Annotated in this window: 20 protein-coding genes; 5 read left to right on the top strand and 15 right to left on the bottom strand. The window is 68.1% G+C overall.

Going from position 1 to position 23469, the window contains the following annotated elements; all coding sequences use genetic code 11:
- Positions 1 to 74: 74 nt before the first annotated feature.
- The 5 genes from gad to glmS all read right to left on the bottom strand — a co-directional run bounded on the left by gad (position 75) and on the right by glmS (position 6498).
- Positions 75 to 1460, bottom strand: coding sequence for a glutamate decarboxylase (gene gad / locus CCUG20998_RS05375; protein ID WP_020732000.1), 1386 nt, complete (start codon positions 1458 to 1460; stop codon positions 75 to 77).
- Positions 1461 to 1496: 36 nt separating this feature from the next.
- Positions 1497 to 2918, bottom strand: a complete 1422-nt coding sequence (locus CCUG20998_RS05370; RefSeq protein ID WP_036457469.1) for a bifunctional ADP-dependent NAD(P)H-hydrate dehydratase/NAD(P)H-hydrate epimerase — start codon at positions 2916 to 2918, stop codon at positions 1497 to 1499.
- 30 nt (positions 2919 to 2948) lie between these two features.
- On the bottom strand, positions 2949 to 3662 hold the full coding sequence (locus CCUG20998_RS05365) for a rhomboid-like protein (protein ID WP_012393003.1): 714 nt from the start codon (positions 3660 to 3662) through the stop codon (positions 2949 to 2951).
- A gap of 51 nt (positions 3663 to 3713) precedes the next feature.
- On the bottom strand, positions 3714 to 4556 hold the full coding sequence (locus CCUG20998_RS05360) for a DUF4436 domain-containing protein (RefSeq protein WP_020731997.1): 843 nt from the start codon (positions 4554 to 4556) through the stop codon (positions 3714 to 3716).
- A gap of 64 nt (positions 4557 to 4620) precedes the next feature.
- Positions 4621 to 6498, bottom strand: coding sequence for a glutamine--fructose-6-phosphate transaminase (isomerizing) (gene glmS / locus CCUG20998_RS05355; protein WP_103653746.1), 1878 nt, complete (start codon positions 6496 to 6498; stop codon positions 4621 to 4623).
- A 112-nt stretch (positions 6499 to 6610) separates the two neighbouring features.
- Here glmS and CCUG20998_RS05350 point away from each other — a divergent pair, with 112 nt between their 5' ends.
- From CCUG20998_RS05350 to CCUG20998_RS05340, 3 genes are read left to right on the top strand one after another with little or no spacing between them, the layout of a single operon-like run.
- Positions 6611 to 7081 carry a DUF2510 domain-containing protein gene (locus CCUG20998_RS05350; RefSeq protein WP_038578929.1) on the top strand — a complete coding sequence of 157 codons (471 nt, stop codon included), beginning with the start codon at positions 6611 to 6613 and terminating at the stop codon, positions 7079 to 7081.
- Between the two features lie 9 nt (positions 7082 to 7090).
- Complete coding sequence (locus tag CCUG20998_RS05345; RefSeq protein WP_020731994.1) at positions 7091 to 7930, top strand: dienelactone hydrolase family protein; 840 nt, start codon at positions 7091 to 7093, stop codon at positions 7928 to 7930.
- Between the two features lie 15 nt (positions 7931 to 7945).
- Entirely contained in the window at positions 7946 to 8989 is a 1044-nt protein-coding gene (locus CCUG20998_RS05340) for an LLM class F420-dependent oxidoreductase (protein ID WP_036457468.1), read from the top strand.
- Between the two features lie 26 nt (positions 8990 to 9015).
- On the opposite strand, the gene CCUG20998_RS05335 is transcribed toward CCUG20998_RS05340, so the two are convergent.
- The 9 genes from CCUG20998_RS05335 to CCUG20998_RS05295 form a co-directional block, all read right to left on the bottom strand.
- Positions 9016 to 10413 (bottom strand): hypothetical protein, encoded by a 1398-nt coding sequence (locus CCUG20998_RS05335; RefSeq protein ID WP_020731992.1) that lies wholly within the window; start codon positions 10411 to 10413, stop codon positions 9016 to 9018.
- Between the two features lie 2 nt (positions 10414 to 10415).
- Complete coding sequence (locus tag CCUG20998_RS05330) at positions 10416 to 10727, bottom strand: type VII secretion target (protein ID WP_011739126.1); 312 nt, start codon at positions 10725 to 10727, stop codon at positions 10416 to 10418.
- A gap of 104 nt (positions 10728 to 10831) precedes the next feature.
- Positions 10832 to 12169: a phosphoglucosamine mutase gene (gene glmM / locus CCUG20998_RS05325; protein WP_012392995.1), complete on the bottom strand. Its 1338-nt coding sequence runs from the start codon at positions 12167 to 12169 to the stop codon at positions 10832 to 10834.
- A 150-nt stretch (positions 12170 to 12319) separates the two neighbouring features.
- Positions 12320 to 12778, bottom strand: a complete 459-nt coding sequence (gene rpsI, locus CCUG20998_RS05320) for a 30S ribosomal protein S9 (RefSeq protein WP_020731991.1) — start codon at positions 12776 to 12778, stop codon at positions 12320 to 12322.
- Entirely contained in the window at positions 12775 to 13218 is a 444-nt protein-coding gene (gene rplM / locus CCUG20998_RS05315; protein WP_020731990.1) for a 50S ribosomal protein L13, read from the bottom strand. Before rplM ends, rpsI begins: the two co-directional genes overlap by 4 nt.
- Positions 13219 to 13456: 238 nt before the next feature.
- Positions 13457 to 13753 (bottom strand): WXG100 family type VII secretion target, encoded by a 297-nt coding sequence (locus tag CCUG20998_RS05310; RefSeq protein ID WP_020731989.1) that lies wholly within the window; start codon positions 13751 to 13753, stop codon positions 13457 to 13459.
- Positions 13754 to 13768: 15 nt separating this feature from the next.
- Positions 13769 to 14122 (bottom strand): WXG100 family type VII secretion target, encoded by a 354-nt coding sequence (locus CCUG20998_RS05305; RefSeq protein WP_050674485.1) that lies wholly within the window; start codon positions 14120 to 14122, stop codon positions 13769 to 13771.
- 62 nt (positions 14123 to 14184) lie between these two features.
- Entirely contained in the window at positions 14185 to 15429 is a 1245-nt protein-coding gene (locus tag CCUG20998_RS05300; RefSeq protein WP_020731987.1) for a type VII secretion-associated protein, read from the bottom strand.
- Positions 15426 to 19106, bottom strand: a complete 3681-nt coding sequence (locus tag CCUG20998_RS05295) for a type VII secretion protein EccC (RefSeq protein WP_038578926.1) — start codon at positions 19104 to 19106, stop codon at positions 15426 to 15428. The genes CCUG20998_RS05300 and CCUG20998_RS05295 overlap by 4 nt, the downstream gene beginning before the upstream one ends.
- A gap of 114 nt (positions 19107 to 19220) precedes the next feature.
- On the opposite strand from CCUG20998_RS05295, the gene eccD reads away from it, so the two are divergent.
- Both eccD and mycP4 read left to right on the top strand, forming a co-directional pair.
- Entirely contained in the window at positions 19221 to 20603 is a 1383-nt protein-coding gene (eccD, locus tag CCUG20998_RS05290; protein WP_050674484.1) for a type VII secretion integral membrane protein EccD, read from the top strand.
- Positions 20600 to 21973, top strand: a complete 1374-nt coding sequence (gene mycP4 / locus CCUG20998_RS05285) for a type VII secretion system ESX-4 serine protease mycosin MycP4 (RefSeq protein ID WP_081651136.1) — start codon at positions 20600 to 20602, stop codon at positions 21971 to 21973. Before eccD ends, mycP4 begins: the two co-directional genes overlap by 4 nt.
- Here the strand turns inward: mycP4 and eccB are convergent.
- Positions 21863 to 23371, bottom strand: a complete 1509-nt coding sequence (gene eccB / locus CCUG20998_RS05280; protein WP_038578924.1) for a type VII secretion protein EccB — start codon at positions 23369 to 23371, stop codon at positions 21863 to 21865. The genes mycP4 and eccB overlap by 111 nt on opposite strands.
- Positions 23372 to 23469: the final 98 nt, after the last annotated feature.

The raw sequence follows: 23469 nt of genomic DNA, 5'->3' as shown, positions 1-23469 counted from the left end.
TCCCAGAGCCGCGTGAAGGTGCTCGCCCAGTCCGCGTTCACCCCGGCGGCTGGGCCGGCGACCGACCTCCGCGCTTAGTGCGCGAAGTGCTGTCCGTCGTAGTTGCCGCCCGGCTTGACCTTGTCCAGCGTGCGCAGTGAGGTGACGGCATCATCGTGCAGGGCGCGCGCCATGTCGGCGGACAGACCTTCGCGCACCACGATGCGCAGCACCGATACGTCGGTGGCGTTGTCCGGCATGGTGTAGGCGGGCACCTGCCACCCGAAGGTTCGCAGCTCGTGGGAGAGGTCGAACTCGGTGTAGCCGCGGTCGCCGGCCAGCCGGAAGGCGACCACCGGGATCGCCGAACCGTCCGCTATCAGCTCGCAGTGATCTACCTCACGCAGCTGCGCGGAGAGCCAGCGCGCGGTCTCCGACAGGGCCTGCATGACCTTGATGTAGCCCTCCCGGCCCAGCCGCAGGAAGTTGTAGTACTGGCCGACGACTTGGTTGCCGGGCCGGGAGAAGTTGAGTGTGAATGTGGGCATATCCCCGCCCAGGTAGTTGACCCGGAAAACCAGATCCTCCGGCAGGTGTTCGGGGCTGCGCCACACGACGAATCCGACGCCGGGATAGGTCAGCCCGTATTTGTGACCGCTGACATTGATCGAGACCACCCGCGGCAGCCGGAAGTCCCACTTGAGGTCTGGATGCAGGAACGGCACCACGAAGCCCCCGCTGGCGGCGTCCACGTGCACGGGCACATCAACGCCGCCGCCGGCCGCCAATCTGTCCAGCGCCGCGCAGATCTCGTCAACCGGTTCCAGCTCGCCGGTGTAGGTGGTGCCCAGGATCGCGACCACACCGATGGTGTCCTCGTCGACGGCGTCGACGACCTGTTCGGGGGTGATGACGTAGCGCCCCTTCTCCATCGGCAGGTAGCGCGGCTCGACGTCGAAGTAGCGACAGAACTTCTCCCACACCACCTGGACGTTGGAGCCCATCACCAGATTCGGTGTGCGGCCTTTCCAGTCCTTGCCGATCTTCTGCCGCCACCGCCACTTCATGGCCAGGCCGCCGAGCATCACCGCCTCGCTGGAGCCGATGGTGGACACCCCGGTGGCGCTGGACGGGTCGTCGTCGCGCAGTCCCTCGGCGTGAAAGAGGTCGGCGACCATCGACACGCAGCGGGTCTCGATCGCCGCGGTCGCCGGGTATTCGTCTTTGTCGATCATGTTCTTGTCGAACGTCTCGGCCATCAGCTTGCCGGCCTCGGGATCCATCCAGGTGGTGACGAAGGTGGCCAGGTTCAGCCGCGAGCTACCGTCGAGCATCAGCTCGTCGTGGATGAACCGGTAGGCGGCTTCGGGATCCATCGACTCCTCGGGCAGCCGCAACGCCGGTACCGGAGCGGTGAACAGCCGGCCGGTGTAGGCCGGAGCGATCGAATGTGCGGGTACCGACGGGTGGCTACGGGACACGGTGGATCCTTTCATTGCCGAGTCGAGCTACTGACTTCACAGAGCCGCCAGGGCGGCCCGGATGTGGTGGAGAATTCGCGACGCGGACGTCGGTGCGCCATCGGGCCCCGGATCGAGGGCCGATAGCTCGGCGGCACGGGCGTGGACGAACGCCGCGGCCGCGGCGGCCTCGGCCGGTGCCAGCCCCGCCGCCAGCAGGGCCCCGATCATTCCGGACAGCACATCACCCGATCCGGCGGTGGCCGCCCAGGACTGCCCGGCCGGACTCAGGTACACCCGGCCGCCGGGATCGGCGATGACGGTGACATTGCCCTTGAGCAGCACGGTGGCGCCGAACGCATCGGCCAGCTTTCGGGTTGCGCCGACCCGGTCCTCCCCCGGCCCCGAGCCCGCCAACCGAGCGAATTCACCGGCGTGCGGCGTCAGCACCGTCGGGGCGCTGCGATTGACCACCAATTCGGGATGCGCCGCCAGCATCGTCAGCCCATCGGCATCCACGATCACCGGGAGATTGGTTTCCAGCGCGAACCATAGTGCGGCCGCCCCGGGTTCATCGGTGCCCAGGCCCGGCCCTACCACCCAGGCCTGTACCCGTCCGGTCGTGGAGGGGGTGGGCGAGGCGATGACCTCCGGCCAGCGCGCGAGCACCTCGCCCGCCGCGCTGCCGGCGTAGCGGACCATGCCCGAGGTGGCTGCCACCGCGGCGCCACTACACAACACCGCCGCACCCGGATACGTCGAAGAACCCGCCAGCACACCGGTCACGCCCTGGGTGTACTTGTCATCGCGAGGGCCGGGCACCGGCCAGTGCGCGGCCACGTCGGCGGCCTGCAACCCCAGCACCTCGGTGTCGGACAGGTCCAGTCCGATGTCGATCAGCACGACACGACCGCAATCGGCCAGCGCGTGGACGGGTTTGAGTCCGCCGAAGGTAACCGTCAGCGCGGCGCGCACCGCGGGGCCGGTGATCGCCCCGGTCGCCACGTCGATGCCGCTGGGGATGTCCACGGCCACCACCGGGAGGCCGGCGGCGTCCACCGCGGCGAACACCTCGGCCGCCGCGGGCCGCAGCGGCCCGGAGCCGGAGATGCCCACCACCCCATCGATAACGAGATCGGTTGCCGCCGAGACGTTTTGTACAACGCGGCCACCAGCCTTGGTGAATGCCGCCAGCGCCTTGGGATGGGTGTGTTGCGGATTGAGCAGTACCGCGTCCGCCGCGGCGCCGCGGCGGCGCAGGAAGGTCGCCGCCCATAGCGCGTCACCACCGTTGTCGCCCGATCCGACCACCGCGCACACCCGGCGACCGAAAATTCCGCCGCTACGGCGGGTCAGTTCACGCCCGATTTCGGTGGCCAGGCCAAAGGCCGCCCGGCTCATCAGCACCCCGTCGGGCAAGCTGGCCAACAGCGGCGCTTCGGCGTCGCGGATCGCGTCTACAGAGTAGTAATGCCGCATCACTGCCAGCATTGCATGTTTGGGACGGGCTCAGGCCGGTGCCTCACGGGAACGGAGTTTTCGCAGAACTTCTCTGATTTTCGCGGGACCCCACGTCGGGCTCCCGCGTTCGCGGGCCATCGGATAGAAGGCCAAACCGATCAGTATCGCGGTGAAATGGCCGATGGCGGTGAAGTCGAGTTCGGTCTTGTCCATGGTGAGCAGCGGAAAGCCGAAGATGACGAGCAACACCGCCAGGTATCCCCATCGCCACGGTTTGACGATGTGATAGGTGAGCACCGCCATCACCCCGACCAAGAAGTAGCTGACCCCGATGTCACGCGAATACACCAGCCGTTCGGCGGCCTCACGCGTCTGGATCGCGTAGTAGAGCAGGCCTTCGCTGATATAGGTGGCGCCGATGTGGGAAGTCAATCCCACCGTCAGCCAGCGCAAGTGGCCAAGCCAATGCTCGGCCGGCGCCAGGAACAGCGTGAACAGCACCAGATACGGTTCCAGATTCCGGCCGTCGATCCACAGCAGACTGGAGAACAGGACTTCCAGCGGATCGCGCCCCAGGTGGCTGATGTTGGTGGACCGATGCAGGATCACCGAGTGCAGCTGGCGTCCGGCCAGGCTGTTTTGAATGATCGTGGTGATCGCCAAGACGACCAGCCAGGTATAGGTCAGGGGCGCGCTGCTGACGAAATGCCACACCGCGAGCGCCATGCTTCGCACTCGTGCGGATACCGATGCGCTCGCCACGGCGTCAACTCTTACACGCCCGCCGTTGCCCATGCGACATCGGCAGTGGTCTCAGGCCGGCTTGTCGGAGGCGGGTTTCAAGTGCCGCCACCAGCAGGAAATGTAGATCGCCATCGAAATGACCAACACGACTATCACCCAGACCACGACCCGGACATCGATCCAGGCCCCGAAGGGAGGCGCGTTGGGCAGCGCATTGCGCAGCGGCACCACCGCAAACAGCATCGCCGCGTACCACGTGGTCATGGGCGGCTGGAATGGTCGTCGATCACGTGCGGTCTGCACCGCAACAAAGAGAGCCAGCCCGGCGATCGTGACCAGGACACCGATGATGAGCAGGGCAAACGCGGCGGTGCTCGGTGATCGCTGCAACGTCAACCGGTAGGGCGTAACCCCGGTGCCGTCTCCTGCGGTCGGAATGTCGATCTGCCAGCCGGCGAGGCTATCGACGAATCTCACCTTCGCCCGCTGGGGCACCTTCGCCGCACCGCTGAACAGCTCGACCGTGATCGGCCCGGAACGGTAGTGATCGAAGGGCCAGTCCGCCACGTTGCCGGTGATGGCCAGCGGAACGGGGAAGACACCGGGCAGCATGCCCTTGGACCAGGTGCGCTTGGTCGGCGTCACCGAGGAGGTGACCACGACGCTGAGGTCGTCGGACAGACCCTCGGTTCGCGGATCCAGCAGCCCCGGCCCCGGCGTGACGGCGAGATTGGCCGACAGCACGGTGTTGCTCGACTGAACCTCTTCCAGGCTGATGGTGACCGTGGTCCCATCGGCGGTCGGACGGCCTTGGGTCAGGTCGTGCGGCCCCTTGCCGGCGTTGCCGTAAAGCAGTGTCGAGCCGACATAGGCCACGACGAAAAGCACCAGCCCGACAAATCCCAGCTTCATCGGCCAGGTCCTGACCTACCGCGCTCAACCGCCGACAAGGGTCCCCCTCATTGCCTGCTCCGGACTATTCGACCGTGACCGACTTGGCTAGATTTCGCGGCTTGTCGACGTCGTACCCGCGTGCCTGTGCGACGGCCGCGGCGAACACCTGCAGTGGGATCGTCGACAACAGCGGCTGCAACAGGGTCGACACCGCCGGAATCTCGATCAGGTGATCAGCGAAAGGACGCACGGTGTCGTCGCCCTCTTCGGCGATCACGATGGTGACCGCGCCGCGGGTCTGGATCTCACGAATGTTCGACAACAACTTGGCGTGCAGTGTGGCCGAGCCTTTGGGCGAGGGCATGATGACGATGACCGGCAGCTCGTCTTCGACCAGCGCGATCGGACCATGCTTGAGCTCACCGGCGGCGAAGCCCTCGGCGTGCATGTACGCCAGTTCTTTGAGCTTGAGCGCGCCCTCCAGGGCCACCGGGTAGCCGACGTGGCGCCCCAGGAACAACACGGTCGAGGACTGCGCGAACCGGTAAGCCAGGTCGGCCACCGGCTTGATCGCCGAAATGACCCGGGCCACCAGATCGGGCATCGCTTCCAGCTCGCGGTACTCCCGCTCGACCTCGTCGGGATATTTGGTGCCGCGCGCCTGGGCCAGCGCCAAGCCCAGCAGATAGTTAGCGGTCACCTGGGCCAGGAAGGTCTTGGTGGAGGCCACCCCGATCTCCGGGCCGGCGCGGGTGTAGAGCACCGCGTCGCATTCGCGCGGGATCTGCGAACCGTTGGTGTTGCAGATCGCCAACACCTTGGCCTTCTGCTCCTTGGCGTGGCGGACGGCCTCGAGGGTGTCCGCGGTTTCACCGGACTGCGAGATGGCCACCACCAGGGTGCTGCGGTCCAACACCGGGTCTCGGTAGCGGAACTCGCTGGCGAGCTCCACCTCGACAGGTAGGCGGGTCCAATGCTCGATCGCGTACTTGGCGAGTAGACCCGAGTGATAGGCGGTGCCGCAGGCGACCACGAAGACCTTGTCGATCTCCCGCAGCTCCTGGTCCGATAGCCGCTGTTCGTCGAGGACGATGCGGTTGCCCACGAAGTGGCCGAGCAGAGTCTCGGCGACCGCGGTCGGCTGCTCGGCGATCTCTTTGAGCATGAAGTACTCGTAGCCGCCCTTTTCGGCGGCCGCGAGGTCCCAATCGATGTGAAACTCCCGGTAGTCGGTACCGGCAAGCAGGTCGTCGTTGCCATCGAAGTCGCTGATCCGGTAGCCATCGGCGGTGATCACCACCGCCTGGTCCTGTCCCAGCTCAACGGCGTGCCGAGTGTGCGTGATGAACGCGGCGACGTCGGAGCCGACGAACATCTCGCCGTCACCGATGCCGAGCACCAGTGGTGTGGAGCGGCGGGCCGCCACGATGGTGCCGGGGTCATCGGCGTTGGCGAAAACCAAGGTGAAGTGGCCCTCCAGCCGCCGCAGCACCGACAACACCGAGGCCGGGAAGTCGCCGGCCGTCTCGCCGTAGTGAAACGCCTGCGCGACCAGGTGCACCGCAACTTCGGTGTCGGTGTCGCTGGCGAACTCCACGCCGGCGGATTCCAGCTCCTGGCGCAGGACGGCGAAGTTCTCGATGATGCCGTTGTGGACGACCGCGATTTTTCCGGCGGCATCACGATGGGGGTGGGCATTACGGTCGGTGGGGCGCCCGTGGGTGGCCCACCGGGTATGCCCCAGGCCGGTGGTACCGGTCAGCGACTCCGCCGGCATTTCGGCCACCGCCGTCTCGAGATTGGCGAGCCGGCCGGCGCGGCGACGCACGGTGAGCTTGCCGCTGCCGTCGACCAATGCGATCCCCGAGGAGTCGTAGCCTCGGTACTCCATCCGGCGCAGCGCATCCAGGACGACTTCGCAGGCAGGACGCTGGCCTACGTAGCCGACAATTCCGCACATAGCAGACCAGGGTAGTGCAGCCACCCCCATCCGGACGTCCGCATAACGCTGACCGCTAGCTGACCAGCGACTGACCGGGGGCAGCTCGCGAGCCCCGGATCAATCCGGCGGTATGGTCGAAATGGCCCTACGGCGCGAAAGGCCCGATTTGTCCCACCCTTACCAACCCCCTGTCCAGGCGGATCGGTACTACCTCAAGCTGATCAAGCACACCGGCGCCCTGATCTTCTGGCAGCAGCGCAGTTATTCGGTCTACGGGACGCTGCCGGAGTGTGAGGCGGCCTACCGTTCGGCCCAGACCTACAACCTGCTCGCCGGTTGGTGGAGCCTGCTGTCGCTGCTGCTGTTCAACTGGATCGCCTTGATTTCCAATGCCAACGCGATGCGCCAGCTGCGCAACGCGGTCAATTCGGGTGGCCCGGCACCGGCGGCGCCCATGCCTGCCTCGCGGCCCGCATCGACGCCGGTATCGACGCCGGTATCGATGCCGGCGGGCTGGTATCCCGATCCTCATGGGGCCGGACAGCGCTATTGGGACGGCACAACGTGGACGAACTGGACCCATCCCCCGCGCCACCGCTAACGTCGACGGGTGGCCCGCATCCGCAACCTCGTTGCCGCCCTCAGCCGCCGAGGCCCACACCGCGTTTTGCGCGGTGACCTGGCCTTTGCCGGACTGCCCGGGGTGGTGTACACCCCTGAAGCCGGTATGAACCTGCCGGCGGTCGCCTTCGGGCATAACTGGCTCACCGGCGTAGCCCGCTATTCGGGGCTGCTCGAGCACCTGGCGTCCTGGGGCATCGTCGCCGGGGCGCCCGACACGCAACGCGGCGTGGCGCCGTCGGTGCTCAACCTGGCCTTTGACATGGGCGTTGCCCTCGACATCGTGGCCGGAGTGCGCCTTGGGCCCGGCGATATCAGCGTGCACCCCGCCAAGCTCGGGCTGGTGGGCCACGGTTTCGGCGGCTCGGCCGCGGTCTTCGCGGCGGCCGGCATGCCGACCAAGCCCGCCGGGGTGGTCGCGATCTTCCCGACCGTCACCGCGCCCCCGGCGCAGCAGCCGGCCGCGGGCCTGAAGGCGAAGGGTTTGATCCTGAGCGCACCCGAGGATCCCAAGACGCTCAATTCCAACGCACTCGAGCTGTCGCGCGCCTGGGACGCCGCCACGCTGCGCATTGTCAGCAAGGCCAATCCGGGCGGTCTGATCGAGGGTCGGCGATTGACCAAAGTGGTGGGGCTGGCCGGCTCCGACCGCAAAACCCAGCGTTCGGTCAGGGCGCTGGTGACCGGCTACCTGCTGCACACCCTCGGTGGCGACAAGACCTATCGCGACTTCGCCGATCCGGACGTGCACCTGCCCAAGACCGACCCGGTGGATCCGCACGCCCCGCCGGTTACGCCCGAAGAGAAGCTTGTCGCGCTACTGAAGTGACGAGCGCGGCCCATGATGCGAATCGGTATCGCCCTGGACTACTCGGACGGCTTCCATGAGGGCCTCGACCGCGTCGTGGAACTCGAGAAATCCGGAATCGACGTCGCCGTGGTGGCAGAGGCATATGCCTTCGACGCCGTCAGCCAACTCGGCTATCTGGCGGCCAAAACAACCCGCGTTCAGCTGGCCTCCGGGGTGCTGCCCATCTATATCCGCACACCCTCGCTGTTGGCGATGACGGCTGCGGGCCTCGATCATGTGTCCGGCGGCCGGTTCAATCTCGGAATCGGTACGTCCGGACCGCAGGTGATCGAGGGATTCCACGGCGTCGAATTCGATGCGCCCATCGGCCGCACCCGCGAGGTGGTGGAAATCTGCCGGCACGTCTGGCGGCGGGAGACGCTGCGTTATGCGGGCGCCCACTACCAGATCCCGTTGCCCGCTAATCGCGGCACGGGTTTGGGCAAGGCCCTCAAACTCATCAATCACCCACTACGAGAACGCATTCCGATATCCATTGCGGCGCTGGGCCCCCGCAACGTCGAGCTGACCGCCGAGATCGCCGAGGGCTGGCAGCCGGTCTTTTTTTATCCGGAGAAGGCCGCGTCGGCCTGGAGCGAGGCGCTGGCGTCCGGCACCGCGAAACGCGATCCCGCGCTGGGCCCGTTGGATGTCACGGTGCACGCCTCGTTGGCGATCGGGGACGACGTCGAGCAGCGACTGGCCCGGGTGAAGCCTCAACTTGCCCTGTACCTGGGCGGCATGGGCGCCAAGGGCCGCAATTTTTACCACAACCTGGCCACTCGTTACGGGTACGGCGATGTCGCAGACCGAATCCAGGAGCTGTACCTGGCTGGGCGCAAGCACGAGGCCATAGCCGCGGTGCCGGACGAGCTGGCGCGGGGAATCTCGCTGATCGGCCCACGCGGGTTCGTCGCCGAACGGCTGGCCGCCTTCGCCGAAGCGGGTGTGACGACCATGCTGGTGAGCCCGTTGAGCACCGATCGCCGCGAATACGTGCGCCACGTCGAGCAGCTGCTGGGGCTGCGTCGCGCCTGAGTTGGTCTGCGAGCTGTCTCGAGTTGTTACGGCCCGGCCTTGGGCAGCTCGTCTGCGGCTATCTCGCAGGGACTCGACGCCTCGCCGGCCGGCGCCGAACCGCCGTGCGGCGGCGCCTCGGGAACTCGCGGCGGCTGGGCGACCGGCGTGGCGGCCCCCTCGGGCACCGGCGTCCTGGCTTGTTCGCCAATCGGCATCGCGGACCGCTCGGCGCCATCGCCCGCCAGCGCCCCCGGCGGTGAACCGTCGGCGGCTTCCGGTGCCTCGCCGTTATCGGACTTCTCGTCACTCGCGCCGGTTTCGGTTGCCGCGTCGGGCTTTCGCGGCTCGCTAGGGTTCTCATCGCCGACGTCGTCGACCGCGTCCGCACCGGACCGATCTCCCCCATCCGCCGGGTCCACCGACCCGAGCGGATCGGCGATCGGTACCGCCGCCGTACCGAGTAGTTCTGCCAGCGCGTCGACAATGCGCCCGGCAAGCCCCGCGAGCCCACCGAGCCCGCCGGTTCCGGCGGCACCCAAGCCGCCGGGGCCGCCGAAATCACCGAGCGCGCCGAAATCGCCGGCATCTGTGGGTAGTTCGAGGCCAGCTCCCGGCGCCGGCGCGATGCCAGCCGGCACCGCCGGCGACGCGGCGAAGGCCGGTTCCGGATCCGGCGCAGGCGCGGAGGTGGCGGCCGCGGGTGCGATCGCCGCCAGCGCCGATGGGACCGGCGGCGATTGGGGTCCGGATCCGAGGTCGTCTGGGTGGTCGAAAGACACCGGCACCGACGAGGTCAGTCGATCGGCCAACGTGGTGTAGGCCGCGCCGATGCCGGCCGTCGCTGCGCGCATCGCGCCCAGCCAGTCGTCACGAATATCGTTGTCCAGATAGGGATTTATCTGATGGCGAACCAGCTCCGCGGCCGCACTGCCGGGCGCTGCCCCGGCACCGACCTCAGCGCAGGCGGCCAACCACGCCGGCCGCCGCGCCAGTGTGCGGTCGTCGATGGCGATCACGCTTTCCACCTTCATGTCGACCAGACGCCACAGGTCCTCGCGCAACGATTCGCAGCCCAAAGCCGCCGCCCGAACTTCGGCAACAATGCGCTGCCCCGCCTCAACATGGCGTTGCAGAAAGTTGACCGCGGCGTCGGCTCCAGGCCCCGCCCAGGCCATCGCCAGCGCGCCGACCTGGCCGCGCTGCATCCCAAGCGCCTCAGCGACCGTGGCGCCGGCGGCGCGCAATCGCGCGCAGTCACCGTCGAGCAGGTAGAGATCGAGGCCGTCTTCGCTGTCGTAGCGGTCGCCGATCGGATCAAAGCCCTTGGCCAGAACGGGATCTTGGTAGCCGAGCTGTTGGCAGGCGCGTAGGTACCGCCGCGTGTGGTCCACGGCGGGCCGCCCTTCGTCGAGGCGCTGTGCCACCGCTAGCCCGTCGGTCACGATCAGGCGATCCGTGCCGCGGCGCCACGATCGGCATCAACGTAGTGGTTCGCGGCGGCGCGCATGGCGACCGCTATATCGACTGTGGCGCTGGACCATTGGGATAGCTGCGCACCCAAGCGCTCCAATCCGGCGCGCAGTGCATCACCGTGCGAAGGGTAGTCCCGGCCTGCCGCGGCCCCATCAAAAGTGAGCCTTGCCCAATGGTCGGCGATGGCGTTATCGATCAGCTCCGCCGCGGCGCACAGTCGCTCGGCCACCACCTGCACCGCCGCAACATCGATGCGTGAGTTTCTCGCGAGTTCGGGTCTCATGGATAGTCAGACGCCGGTCGGGGCGTCGAGGTTCCCGCTGAGCCGGGATTGGTCACCTCGATGGCGGTGACGGCAGCGAGCAACGAAATTCAGATGCCTGGTGGCTAGCCCGCGGCACTGACCGCGTCGGCGACGCTGGTGGCCAACCGATGCGCGGCTTCCTCGTCGGCCGCCTCGACCATCACCCGGATCAGCGGCTCGGTTCCAGAGGGCCGAAGCAAGATGCGGCCGGTGTCACCCAGCTCGGTTTCGGCCCGGTCTACCGCCGCCTGAACCGAAGGTGCCGCGGCCGCGGCCGCCTTGTCGGTGACCTGGACGTTGATCAGCACCTGCGGCAACGTTTGCATCCGCGATGCCAGAGCGGCCAGCGAGGCGCCGGTCGCCACCATGCGCGTCATCAAACGCAATCCGGTGACGATGCCGTCGCCGGTCGAACCGAGTCCCGGCATCACGATGTGGCCGGACTGCTCACCACCGAGGCTGTAGTCCCCGGCGCGCAATTCCTCGAGCACATAGCGGTCCCCGACGCCGGTGGTGCGCACGTTCACGCCGGCCTCGCGCATGGCCAGGTGCAGACCGAGGTTGCTCATCACCGTGGTCACCAACGTGTCGGAGGCCAATTCGCCCGCCTCCTGCATCGCCAAAGCAAGGACCACCATGATGGCGTCCCCGTCAACGAGGTCACCGTTGGCGTCGACGGCCAGGCAGCGGTCGGCGTCTCCGTCGTGGGCCACACCCAGGTCGGCGCCGTGGGCAAGCACCGCCGCGCGAATCGCCTCCAGGTGGGTCGATCCGCAGTCGTCGTTGATGTTCAACCCGTTGGGGTCGGCGTTGATCTCGATGACCCGGGCTCCGGCGGCCCGATAGGCGCGCGGCCCCACTTCCGAGGCGGCGCCGTGGGCGCAATCGACCACAACGGTCAACCCATCGAGTCGCGTGGTGCAGGCCTTGCTCACATGCCGCAGATAGCGGTCAGCGGCGTCTTCGGCGTCGATCACGCGGCCGATCTCCGAGCCAACCGGTCGCAACCCGGGTCCGGCCGCAACCAGGCTTTCGATCCGGTCCTCGGTAGCGTCGTCGAGTTTGTGTCCGCCCGGACCGAAGATCTTGATGCCGTTGTCGGGCATCGGGTTGTGCGACGCCGAGATCATCACCCCGAAATCGGCGTCATAGGCACCGGTCAGGTAGGCCACGGCGGGAGTGGGAAGCACCCCGACGCGCAGGGCGTCGACACCTTGACTGGTCAAGCCCGCGATGACGGCGGCCTCGAGCATTTCGCCACTGGCTCGCGGATCGCGGCCAACCACGGCGACTCGCCTGCCCGGTCCGGTCGAACTGGCCAGGTGCTGCGCGGTAGCGGCGCCAAGAGCCAGGGCCAACTCGGCGGTCAATTCGCGATTCGCGACCCCGCGCACTCCGTCGGTGCCGAATAGTCGACCCATGCGGACAAACCTCTCACAGTTGACGTTCTCGCGCCTAACGTGCGCTTACCTTTCTGCCCGCAACCGTGCGCGTTGGCGCGACGACACGCCGAAGGCGCACCGAAAACAACGCACAACGTTGCACGGTCGCGGCCAGAAAGTGATCGTTGATCAGCGCTTGCTGTACTGAGGCGCCTTGCGGGCCTTCTTCAGGCCGTACTTCTTCCGCTCGGTAGCACGCGGGTCACGGGTGAGGAAGCCAGCCTTCTTCAGGGCGGGCCGGTCCTCCGGGTTTGCCACGATCAATGCCCGGGCGATGCCCAGCCGCAGCGCGCCGGCCTGGCCCGAGGGGCCGCCGCCGTGCAGCAGCGCAAAGATGTCGTAGCTCTCCAGCCGGTCGACGGTGACCAGCGGAGCCTTGATGAGCTGCTGGTGGACCTTGTTCGGGAAGTAGTCCTCGAGGCTGCGCCCGTTGAGGTCGAACTTGCCGCTTCCGGGCACCAGGCGCACCCGCACCACGGCTTCCTTGCGACGCCCGACGGTCTGGATGGGCCGCTCAAACACGAACGATTCGCTGTAAGTCACTTCAGCTTCGACAGCGACTTCCACTTCTGGGGTGGTTTCGGTCATTGCGCCACCTGCTTGATCTCGAACGGAACCGGCTGCTGCGCGGTGTGTGGGTGCTCCGGACCGGCATAGACGCGAAGCTTGCTCTGAATCTGCCGACTGAGCTTGTTCTTGGGCAGCATGCCGACGATCGCCTTTTCCACGACGCGGTCGGGGTGCTTTTCCATCAGCTCGCCGATCGAACGTTTGCGCAGACCGCCGGGATACCCCGAGTGCCTGTAGGCCATCTTGTTACGCAGCTTCTCGTTGCTGATGGCGACTTTGTCGGCATTGATGACGATGACGAAGTCACCGCCGTCGACATTGGGCGCGAACGTCGGCTTGTGCTTGCCACGCAGCAGGTTGGCTGCTGCGACGGCAAGGCGGCCAAGCACCACGTCCGTGGCGTCGATGACGTACCACGACCTCGTGGTGTCACCCGCCTTGGGCGCGTATGTAGGCACAGCGCTTACCTTCTCTTCTCTCGGGTGGATCCCGGTGTGACCCGGGTGCCGGTCAGGCGTTCACGGAGGGGCTGTCTCGGCGACCGACATTGACCCGAGGCCCCGGCGTACCCGCACGCCAACCGAGCAGCTTACCGACGGGCATCCCCGCAGGTCAAAATGACTGTGTGGTCCCCACGGCTCTCCTCCGTGGGGACCACACAGGGTCTGTCGGGTGCCGCGGGGTCAGATGGCGCGGCTAGCGGGCCCAGCCGCCGGCTGCCCGGCGGTCGGCGCCGGCGACCTCGTCGGCGCCGTCGCGGACGGCGTTACCCAGCTCGACCAGGATCTGGTTGAGCGCAGCGGCCGCTTGATGCCATTTGAACTGCTCGGTTTGATACGCGGCCGCCGCCTCTCGGGACCACAGCTGCTGCAGCGGTGCGATCTGTGACCGCAGCTGCTCGAGTGCGGCGTTGAAACGCATCGAAGTGATGTGAATCTCTTGGCGAACCGTGTGCTCGATTGCGTCAAAGTTGTACGACAGGACAGGTTCCACGGCGAATCCCTCCGATCACAGGTCCGCGCCGGCGGCGCCGATGTGGTGTGCGTGGTTGTGGCCGGCCTCACGCAGCAGGGCCTCGTTGTGCCGAATGGTTTCAGCGATCGTGTGCAGGGCGTGGTAAAGCCGTGTCGACTCCGCACCCCATCGATCCATCGCGTGTTTGAATCGCGCCGCCGCCACCCCACCCCACACTGAGGCGGGCACATCGTTCATGCGGCCGATGAACGCCTGCAGCAGCGCCCGGATTTCTTCGTTGCGGGCGTCGGTGGTGGCGGCGACCGTGCGCATCAGGTCGAAGTCGGCACTCAACGTGTTCGACGTATTAGACGTAGTGAACGGATTGGCACCTGCCGGACTACTCATACCCCTTAAGACCGGCGGCAGGCCGATTTGGTTCCACCCGGATGCCGCCCACCGTGCCCGGATCAGTGGACCGCGTGCGCGGATCGCACGGCCCGTTCGCACACCTCGCGAATGGCCTCGGCCGCGCCGGTTCGGCTTTGGCATCCAATGCTGATCCGTACCGCCGTGTCCAGCACCACCGACCATCGCACCTCGTGCCCGGCACGCACCTCCCGGTAGGTCACCGCAGGCCGGCCGGCGCTGACACCGGAGGGATCGAAGTCGACGAACACACCGGCGGGTTCGGCGTCGATCGCCCGTCTCAGCCGCTCCGCGGTGCCCGCAAGCGTCTCCCCCGGCACCGGCGATTGGGTCACGTGCAGGGCTACCTCGGGATCTGCCGGCGAGGTGATCTGCACCCGCGCTGACCCGGGTCCCCCAATCACACGCTGCGTCGGCCAGCCCGTGGGAATCGCGACCGCGACGTGGCCCTCCACCAAAACCGTCGTCGGCGTTGCCGCAACCGCGGGCACCGCGCGCCGGTCCGGCCGGGCAAGACCCGCCACCATGAGGACGGCCACAACGGTCGCGCCGATGCCGGCCACCGCCGGGCCCGCCAATCTCGTGATGCTCCGGTGCGGCGGTGCTGCCGCGGACCCCAACACCGGCTCCGTGGTCGCCGACCTCGCCAATCCGATCAGTCGCGGATCGTTGACCTGCGCGACGCGGTGGCCACCGACCAGGGCGGCGCAGATCGATGCCCCAAGCTCGGATGCCCCGGCAACCGCGCCCGGCGCGTCGATGACCACCGCTGTCCGGACGCCCTGCGTCATGGCGTCAACGGCGGCGGCGACCTCTTCGGCGGTGCGTTCGGGCTCGGCGCGACGCGGCACCGCGGTTCGATGCTCGCCGACGACCGCAACCAACCGATCGGCGATCTCGACCACGACGGTGGCCTGGGCTGTGGCCCGCCGCAACAGCCAGGACCGCGGTCGCAGCCAGACCTGGGCTGCGCGGTCAACGTCTGTGTCATCGGCTTCGTCGCCCGCGGCCCGGGCGGCGCGGGTAACCACGGCGACGCGCGCCGCCGACCACCACGACGGATGCACAACGATCATGCCGGCGCGATGGCCTTCGGCCAGGCGACGCAGGGTGGTCGACCAAAGGGACCACACCTGGACCGGCCGGTCACCCACCAACGCCACCGGGTCGTCGATGGCAGCCAGCGCGGCCGCGCACACCTCGATGTCAGCGACAGTCTCGCTGCCACAACACAGTCGGCGGATTGCCTGCGGGCCCGCCTCGATCATGGCGCGGTGCGCGTTCATCCGGGCTCAGTCCAGGCCACTTGGACCAGCCGCTCGTCACCGGCCCGGGTGACCAGGACGGCGCGGCCGGGCGGCAAGGGCATCGGCCGACCGGAGCCGAACAATGGTCCCTCATCGCAACGTCCGCTCATCATCAGCGCCATACAGCCGAAATCTCGCAGCGCGGCGAGCAGCGGCTCGAACAGGGCCCGTGTGGCTCCCCCGCTGCGCCTGGCCACGATCAGATGCAATCCGAGATCGGTTGCGTAAGGCAGGTATTCGAGCAGCGCCAGCAGTGGATTGCCGGCCGATGTGCATACCAGGTCGTAGTCGTCGACCATCAGGTAGATCTCCGGCCCAGACCACCACGACCGGTCGCGCAACCGAGCCTGGCTCAGGTCCGGGGCCGGCATCCGGGCCCGCAGCAATTCGACCAACCCCGGCAGGAATGCACCCAATCCCCCCGCAGCTATCGCATGGCCGCCCAGGTACTCGGACTCGCTGAGACCGAGCAGTTCCCGCCGGAAGTCCACCAGGAAAAGCCGTGCCTGCGCAGCGGTCTTGGTCCGGGTGATCTCGCGGCACAGGGTGCGCAACGCGCTGGATTTTCCGCACGCATTGTCACCGAGTATCAGCAGATGGGCGTGGTGTTCGAAATCGACCGCGACCGGTTGTAGCCGGCGCTGCTGCAGACCCAGGAGGATCCGGCCGGATAGGGCCGCACCCGCGGCCTCGACCACGTCGCGATGCTCAACCCGCTGCGGCAACAGCGGGACCGCAGGCGCCCCCGAACCGGCATGTTGTTGACTCACAACGACTTCGGCGACATTCGGCAACGCGATCATCATGTGCATCCCGTCGTCGCAGAGGCCGCGGCCCGGCCGGTCCCGGGGTACCTGGCGCGCGCCTCGGCGATCCACCTCGGAATCAGCGGGATCCCCCAGGCGCAGCTCGATCCGGGTGCCCAGCTGATCCTTCAGTGACCCCCTGAGGTGAGCCCAGCGCGTCGCGGAGACCACCACGTGCAGGCCGTAGGAAAGTCCTTGCCCCGCCAGCGCAGTGATCGGTTCCTGCAGCTCTTCGAACTCATGGCACAGCGTGGCCCAACCATCGATCACCACAAACAGGTCGGCGAGCCGCTGGGCGCCTGAATCGGCCCGGAGCCGACGATACGCGGCGATCGAGTCGATGCCCTGCTCACCAAAGAGCGACTCGCGGGTCCGCAGGCAAGACTCGAGTTCGGCGACGATGCCCCGGATCAGGTCCGGTTCACCCCGGCCGGCGACCGCACCGACGTGGGGCAGGTCGCGGACCGCGGCCAGGGCGCCGCCGCCGAAGTCCAGACAGTAGAACTGCACCAGGTCCGGGTCGTGGGTGGCCGCCAACGCGGTTATCAGCGTGCTCAGCGTGGTGGACTTTCCCGACTGCGGCGCGCCCACGACCGCGACATTGCCCGCGGCCGCGGTGAGGTCGATGGTCAGGGGTGTGCGGGACTGATCGAACGGCCGGTCCACCACCCCGATCGGCACGGCCAGTTCAGCGCGCTCTGCCACACCGTCGCTCAACAGCGACGCCAGCGCGGGCGCCCGGTCCAATGGTGGCAGCCAGACCTGATGCGCGCGCGGCCCGTGGCCAGCGATCCGGTCCAGCACGGTCTGCAGGACGGTTGGCCCGGTTGCGGTATCCGCGCCGTCAGCGCCGCCGGTCCTGACTTCTCCGGTGGCTTCGGAGGTGAACGGCCGCACCGCGGCAGGTAGCACCACAGAATCGGCATCGGGCGGGCCCGCCGGAACCGGTCCCGATACAAACGCCGTTTCGAACCGGGTCAGCTCTGCGGTGGGAGAAGACAACAGGCCCGAGCCGGGGGTATTGGGCAGCTCAAAGGCGTCCAGCGTTCCCAGGGCGGTCCGTGACTCGATGGCGGACAGGGTCTTGAGGCACACGCGATAGGACAGGTGGGCTTCGAGTCCACGCAATCGCCCCTCCTCGAGCCGCTGGCTGGCCAGTAACAGGTGCATGCCCAGTGATCGGCCCAGCCGGCCGATGGCGACGAAGACCTCGGCGAAATCGGGATGCTGACTGAGCAGTTCGGCGAACTCGTCGACGATGATGAAAAGCGTCGGCAGCGCGGCCAGGCCGGCGCCACGGCGGCGGGCGTCCTCGTAGGCCGCGACGCTGACGAAATTTCCGGCCGTCCGCAACAGGTGTTGGCGCCGGTTCATCTCGCCGGCCAGCGCCTCCCCCATCCTCGCGACCAGCGGCGCTTGGTCGGCGAGATTGGTGATGACGGCGGCCACGTGCGGCGCCTTTTCCAGGTCGAGAAATGTAGCGCCGCCCTTGAAGTCGATCAGCAGAAGATTCAGTACCTCTGGCGAGTTGCGCACCATCATGCCCAGCGCGACGGTGCGCAACAGCTCGGACTTTCCCGATCCGGTGGCCCCGATGCAGAGCCCATGTGGCCCCATCCCCCGCGCCGCGGGCTCCTTGATGTCCAGCAGCACGGGTGATCCGTCCGCGGTCGCGCCGATCGGCACGCAAAGCCGTTCGCGTTGATTCCGCTTGTGCCAGTGGTTTACCGGGTGATAGGTGGCGATTTCGCCGACGCCCAGCATCTTCGCCCAGTCGCCGGGGTGACCGCCGGCGCGGTCACCGCAACGGTGCGGCGCCAATAGGCGGGCACATACCAATGCGCTGGCCTGATCCAACTCGTCGGGCCGCGTCAACGTCGTCGCTTCTCCGGCCCGCTTGACCACCACCTGCGTGCCATCGTGTCCGCGCCCCACCTCGAGGACGGTGACACCGGCCGGCAACTGCTTGCCGTGTTCGTCGGTGTCGACGATCACCATGACCGGCAGCGCCACGGCATCGAAGGCGGCGCTGGCTTGCGTGATGTTGGGGTACACCATTCTTTCGGTCCCCGCCTCGTCGTGGTGACTCGGATGCTGGTTGTGCGGCAACCATTTCAGCCACTCCCACCCCGGCCGGTTGCGGTCGCTGACCACCGCGGCGACCAGCAGCTGATCTGGACCGTGCAACACAGCCATTTGGCACACCATCGCCCGAAGCAGCGCCCGTACCCGCGCCGGGTCGCCGCCGATGGTGACCACACCGGCGCCGTGTAGCGCGATGGCGATCGGGACATCGGTAACCCGCGCGTGGGCCTCGAGGAAGCGGCGCAGCGCGCTGACGGTGACCGGATCCGATCGGTGTGGGGGTGGCAGCGGCGCGGCCACCAGGCGAGTGGCCAGCGGCTGGGTTCCAAGGCCAATGCGGATTCGGCAGAAATCGGCATTGGCGGGCCGGCGCTCCCACATCCGGGAGCCGCCAATCAACGTCCACACGGTGTCGGGTTCGGGATGGGTTCGGTTCGACGATATTCGCTGGGCTGCCGCGATTTCGGTGACCCGTTGCCGAAGCTCGCTCAGATATTGCAGATATCCCACCCGGTCTTGGTCGAGCCCGGCACCCCGGCGCCGACCGCGTGCGCTGACCGCCATCACCATCAGCGACAGCGACATCGTCGCCGGGAGGATCAACATCGTTGGGTTGCGCGCGCTCGGGGCACCCGAGACATAGGTCGCTGCCACGGCAATCAAGGTGGCGATCGACATGGCCAAGGGCACCAGGCGCAGCAGCGGACCAGTCGACGTTGTCTGGGCCAGCTCCGGTGGTGCGGCAACCACGAGGTCCTCGGTCACAGTGCGACGACGCTAAGCAGCGGCCCGAGCGCCGGCAAGTCGCCTGTGCACAACCGGATACGACGGCGCCGGAGGCGAACTAGCGTGCCAGTGATCCACCTGTCAGGGGGCCCGATGTTGTCTGGATCCGAACCGGGATTGTGCCGTGTCGCCGTGCATTCCGGGACTGCCGTCGTCGATCTTTCGCTACCGGCGGCGCTACCCGTCGCCGAGTTGATCCCCGCCATCGTCGAGAGCCTGGGCGGCCGCGATATCGGCGCGGCGCCCACGCGCTATCAGTTGTGTCCGCTGGGCGCGGGGGCGCTCCCGCCGTCAAAGTCTTTGGCGCAAAGTGGTATTCGAGACGGCACCGTCTTGGCGTTGAACCGCTGCAGCGCCGAGCCGGCACCCGGGCCGCATGACGACGACGCTGAGGCGGTACTGGCAACGCTTCGCGGTAGCACCCGGCCGCCGTCGCGGCGCGCCAAGGAACTCACCGGCGCGCTGACCGCGGGTGGGGTTGGCGGGGTCGGCGCCGTGCAGCTGGTTCGCGACGCGCTGGGCAACACCGACCGCCACGGCGCGGCAACCGCGGTCGTGGCGATCACGTCCGGCGTCCTGGCCTTGCTCGTCGCCGGCATGACGCGACGGACCGGCCGGGAGCCCACGGCGGTGTTCACGCTGAACGTCATCGCCACGACGTTCGTGGCGGTCGGCGCACTGCTGGCGGTTCCAGGTCCGCTGGGTGTGCCGAATCTGATGCTCGCCGCGATGGGAGCGTCGGTCGCCGCGGCGCTGGCGATCCGGCTGACCGGTTGTGGTGGAGTCACCTTCACCGCCGTCATGTGCTGCGCGATCGTCATCGCCGCGGCCGCGCTATGCGGTGTGATCACTGGCGCCGCGTTGTATGTCGTCGGCTCATTGACCACGTTGGCCGCCCTGGTTGCGCTGGAAGTGTCGGCCCGCGTGTCGATGGTCGTGGCAGGTTTGTCCCCAAAGCTTCCCGCAGCGCCCGGGTCCGAGGAAGCACCCGAGTTGGCGGCCCCGGATCTGTTGGCGACCAGGGCCGCCCGGGCCGATCACTGGTTGAACGGCCTGCATGGCGGATTCTCATCGGCTGCGGCCCTGGGCGCCGTCGTCGCCGTGCTTGGCAGTCAGCGCGCCATCGGACTCACCGCGGTCACCGGCGCGGTGTTGCTGCTACGTGCGCGCGCGCAGGTCGACGGGAGGTCCCGGTTGATGTTTTTGATCGCCGGATATGTCGCGGGCACAGCCGCATTCGCTGTCGCGGCCCCCGGCCTCGCCCAGCACGGACCGTGGGTCGCCACCCTGACCGCGGCATTGACCGCCCTGGCGCTGCATCTGGGGTTCATCGCGCCCACCCGGCCGCCTTCGCCCATCGCTTGTCGACTCATCGATGCGCTGGAGTTCAGCGCATCGGCCAGCCTGCTGCCGCTGGCCTGCTGGACCTGCGGTGTCTTCAGCGCCGTTGGTGGCCTGGGACTGACGTGGACATGACCTCGCGATTCGGACACCTGCTGGCGACGTGTGCACTAGCCGCACCGTGCTGGTGCGCCATGCCGGCGGTGCACGCGGTGACACCACCCCCGGTGGACGAAAAGTGGTTGCCGCAACCCGCGCCGCCAGGCCCGCCAAGCCGCACCCGGCAGCGCGAGGTGTGTGCGGCGGCTACCTGGGCACCCGAGCGACCCGAGGCCGCCGCCCAACTCGCCGGCCTCGACTTACCCGAAGCGTGGCGGCTTACTCGCGGATCCGGTCAGCGGGTGGCCGTGATCGACACCGGGGTGGCACACCACCGACGGCTGGCACACCTGGTGGCGGGAGGTGACTATGTCTTCACCGGAGACGGCACCCAGGATTGCGATGCGCACGGCACCATCGTTGCCGGCATCATCGCCGCCGCACCTGACTCCGCGACAGACCAGTTCAGCGGTGTGGCTCCCGATGCCACGGTGATCGGTATCCGCCAGTCCAGCGCCAAGTTCTCCCCCGTCGGCAACCGCTCCAGCACCGGAGTCGGCGACGTCGACACCTTGGCCCGAGCCGTTCGCACGGCCGCCGATCTGGGCGCATCGGTCATCAACATTTCGACGATTGCCTGTGTTGCGGCCGAGAGCCCACCCGATGACCGAGCCCTCGGCGCGGCTTTGGCGTACGCCGTCGATGTGAAGAATGCCGTCATCGTGGCCGCGGCCGGAAACACCGGCGGTGCCGCCCAGTGCCCATCCCAGCGCCCCGAGACATCCCGGGATACCGCGACCGTCGTCGTCAGCCCCGCCTGGTACGACGACTACGTGCTGACCGTCGGTTCGGTCAATGCCAACGGGGAGCCCTCGGCGTTCACCCTGGCCTCACCCTGGGTCGACGTCGCCGCCGGCGGCGAGAACGTGACCTCGCTCAACCCCGTCGGCGACGGAACCGTGAACGGTCTTGACGACCACGGTGGCTTCCGACCGCTGTCGGGCACCAGCTACGCCGCTCCCGTGGTCAGCGGACTGGCCGCGCTGATTCGCGCTCGGTTTCCAGCGTTGACCGCGCGCCAAGTCATGGCGCGGATCATCTCGACCGCCCATCATCCGCCCCATGGCTGGGATCCCTTCGTCGGCAACGGCACCGTCGATGTGCTGGCGGCGGTGAGCAGCGACCCCGCCGTGCAGCCGACTCCGGCCCAGCCCGGTTCGCCGACCCCAGCCGCGCCGGTCACCACGCCGCCCGCCCGTCCGGATCGCCGGGCCCGGATTACCGCATTGAGCGGATCAGCGATCTGCTTGGTGGGGTTGCTGGCGGCATTGGCCTCCCGGGCATTCGGTGGCCGGTCCGGGAGCCGGCACCGGCGGATCCGCCGCGACGACGTCGTAGGCGACTGACGCGTTCGCCCCGCTCAGTTCCGGCCCCTCCGGCAATGTCGCCAGCATCGGCCACGGCGCCGCCGTCGGAGTCAACAGCCCTAGGTGACGCGCCGTGTCCTCGTCGCGAATCAGATACCGCACTCCGGCATCGGTGACGAGGTAGCGCCGGCCCAGGGGGGGACCCGCCCCGGAGAGCCCGCGCGATGTCACGTAGGCGCTGCGGCCCGGCGGCAGGTAGACGGCGTCCAGCGCGGGGCCGCGCCCGTCGGCCTGGACTAGGGGCAGCGCCCTCGCCCCAGCGGGCACGGGCAGACCGTCGCCGGCCAGAAACGCGACGTCGGGGCGACTTGCGTGCCCGCTCACCCAACTCAGGCACAACGTGGTGGCGCCGGCGTCCAACGGTTCGGACATCGTGTCGGGATACCCGGCGACCGGCAACGTCTCCACGATGGGCGCGGCCCGGATCACGTCGGGGGCCACCGCGATCGCGTTGGCGGCCCCCTGCGAGTCGCTGAAACGCAGCAAGTCAGCGGCGACCTGACCGATCCGCTGCACGCCCTGCGCCAACACCACGTAGTACGCAGCGCCACCACCCGCTGTGATACTCAGCACAGTGCCGACCGAGAAACCGAGTTTCCCGGCCAGCGCCGGTTCGCCCGCGTGGCCGATCCGCAACGCGCTGATCGGCGGAACTTCCGGCACAGCGCTCAGCAACGACCGCGAGACGCGGTAGGGGGTCCGGCCTTCCAGCCGCAGCGCCCGCCGAACCGCGGGATCGGCCAGATCGACCACGGCCCGATGCCCGTCGTAGAGCAGATACGCCGGCGAACCCGACTCGGTCGCCACCAGAATGGTCTGCTCGGCGACAAGGCGACGAACCGACTGCTGGGCCGGACGCCCCACCAACAGGGTGGTCGCCGCACCACGGTCGGTATCGCAGATCGTCCACGCCGACTCCTGCACCGGCAGCGACTGGCCAACGAACTGAGGTGCCCCCGGGATGCCCAGCAGCGGGCCACGTTTGGCGCGGATCACCTCCGCCTCGCGCACCGGTTTTGGGTTGGCGTCGGTCCCGGCGATCAAACGGGCCGAGGCCAGGTTGAGCACCGGATGCCAGGTATCGCCCACGCGCACATACAGCGCGCCGGATTCGCGGCCCACCACGATCTGGGCATCGCCCAGCCCGGCCTGCGGCCGCAGCAAAGCGCTGATCACACAGCCCACGAGGACGACGACCGAAAGCACGCAGCCCGCCGCCAATGCCACCGCGGATGCCCGCGGGCGCCCGTCGGCCGGGTCCAGACCCCCGCGCAGCAACGCGCACTCGAGGCGCCGGACCAGAAAGCGGTAGGCGCTGACCTGCAGCCACGTCGTCGGCCGGCCAGGCGGCCAGCCCCGAAAATCCCCCGCATCCACACCGCCACGCTAGGCAGGTGAACGCGACATTCTTTGCGGTTCATCCACAGGCCCGGGCCGGGGCCCGATTCGTTCGAGGTTTTACGAAGTCCGATTGC

Source organism: Mycobacterium marinum (assembly GCF_003391395.1).
GTDB classification, from domain to species: Bacteria; Actinomycetota; Actinomycetes; order Mycobacteriales; family Mycobacteriaceae; genus Mycobacterium; species Mycobacterium marinum.
Note: the sequence above shows the minus strand (reverse complement) of the source record. Positions and strands in the feature narration are given on the sequence as shown.

What these genes read in the sequence shown, in the direction of transcription:
- CCUG20998_RS05370 (WP_036457469.1), bottom strand. Translation starts at nt 2,918, where the DNA reads ATGCGGCATTACTACTCTGTAGACGCGATCCGCGACGCCGAAGCGCCG.
- CCUG20998_RS05360 (WP_020731997.1), bottom strand. Translation starts at nt 4,556, where the DNA reads ATGAAGCTGGGATTTGTCGGGCTGGTGCTTTTCGTCGTGGCCTATGTC.
- glmS (WP_103653746.1), bottom strand. Translation starts at nt 6,498, where the DNA reads ATGTGCGGAATTGTCGGCTACGTAGGCCAGCGTCCTGCCTGCGAAGTC.
- CCUG20998_RS05350 (WP_038578929.1), top strand. Translation starts at nt 6,611, where the DNA reads ATGGTCGAAATGGCCCTACGGCGCGAAAGGCCCGATTTGTCCCACCCT.
- CCUG20998_RS05340 (WP_036457468.1), top strand. Translation starts at nt 7,946, where the DNA reads ATGCGAATCGGTATCGCCCTGGACTACTCGGACGGCTTCCATGAGGGC.
- CCUG20998_RS05330 (WP_011739126.1), bottom strand. Translation starts at nt 10,727, where the DNA reads ATGAGACCCGAACTCGCGAGAAACTCACGCATCGATGTTGCGGCGGTG.
- glmM (WP_012392995.1), bottom strand. Translation starts at nt 12,169, where the DNA reads ATGGGTCGACTATTCGGCACCGACGGAGTGCGCGGGGTCGCGAATCGC.
- rpsI (WP_020731991.1), bottom strand. Translation starts at nt 12,778, where the DNA reads ATGACCGAAACCACCCCAGAAGTGGAAGTCGCTGTCGAAGCTGAAGTG.
- CCUG20998_RS05305 (WP_050674485.1), bottom strand. Translation starts at nt 14,122, where the DNA reads ATGAGTAGTCCGGCAGGTGCCAATCCGTTCACTACGTCTAATACGTCG.
- CCUG20998_RS05300 (WP_020731987.1), bottom strand. Translation starts at nt 15,429, where the DNA reads ATGAACGCGCACCGCGCCATGATCGAGGCGGGCCCGCAGGCAATCCGC.
- eccD (WP_050674484.1), top strand. Translation starts at nt 19,221, where the DNA reads ATGTTGTCTGGATCCGAACCGGGATTGTGCCGTGTCGCCGTGCATTCC.
- mycP4 (WP_081651136.1), top strand. Translation starts at nt 20,600, where the DNA reads ATGACCTCGCGATTCGGACACCTGCTGGCGACGTGTGCACTAGCCGCA.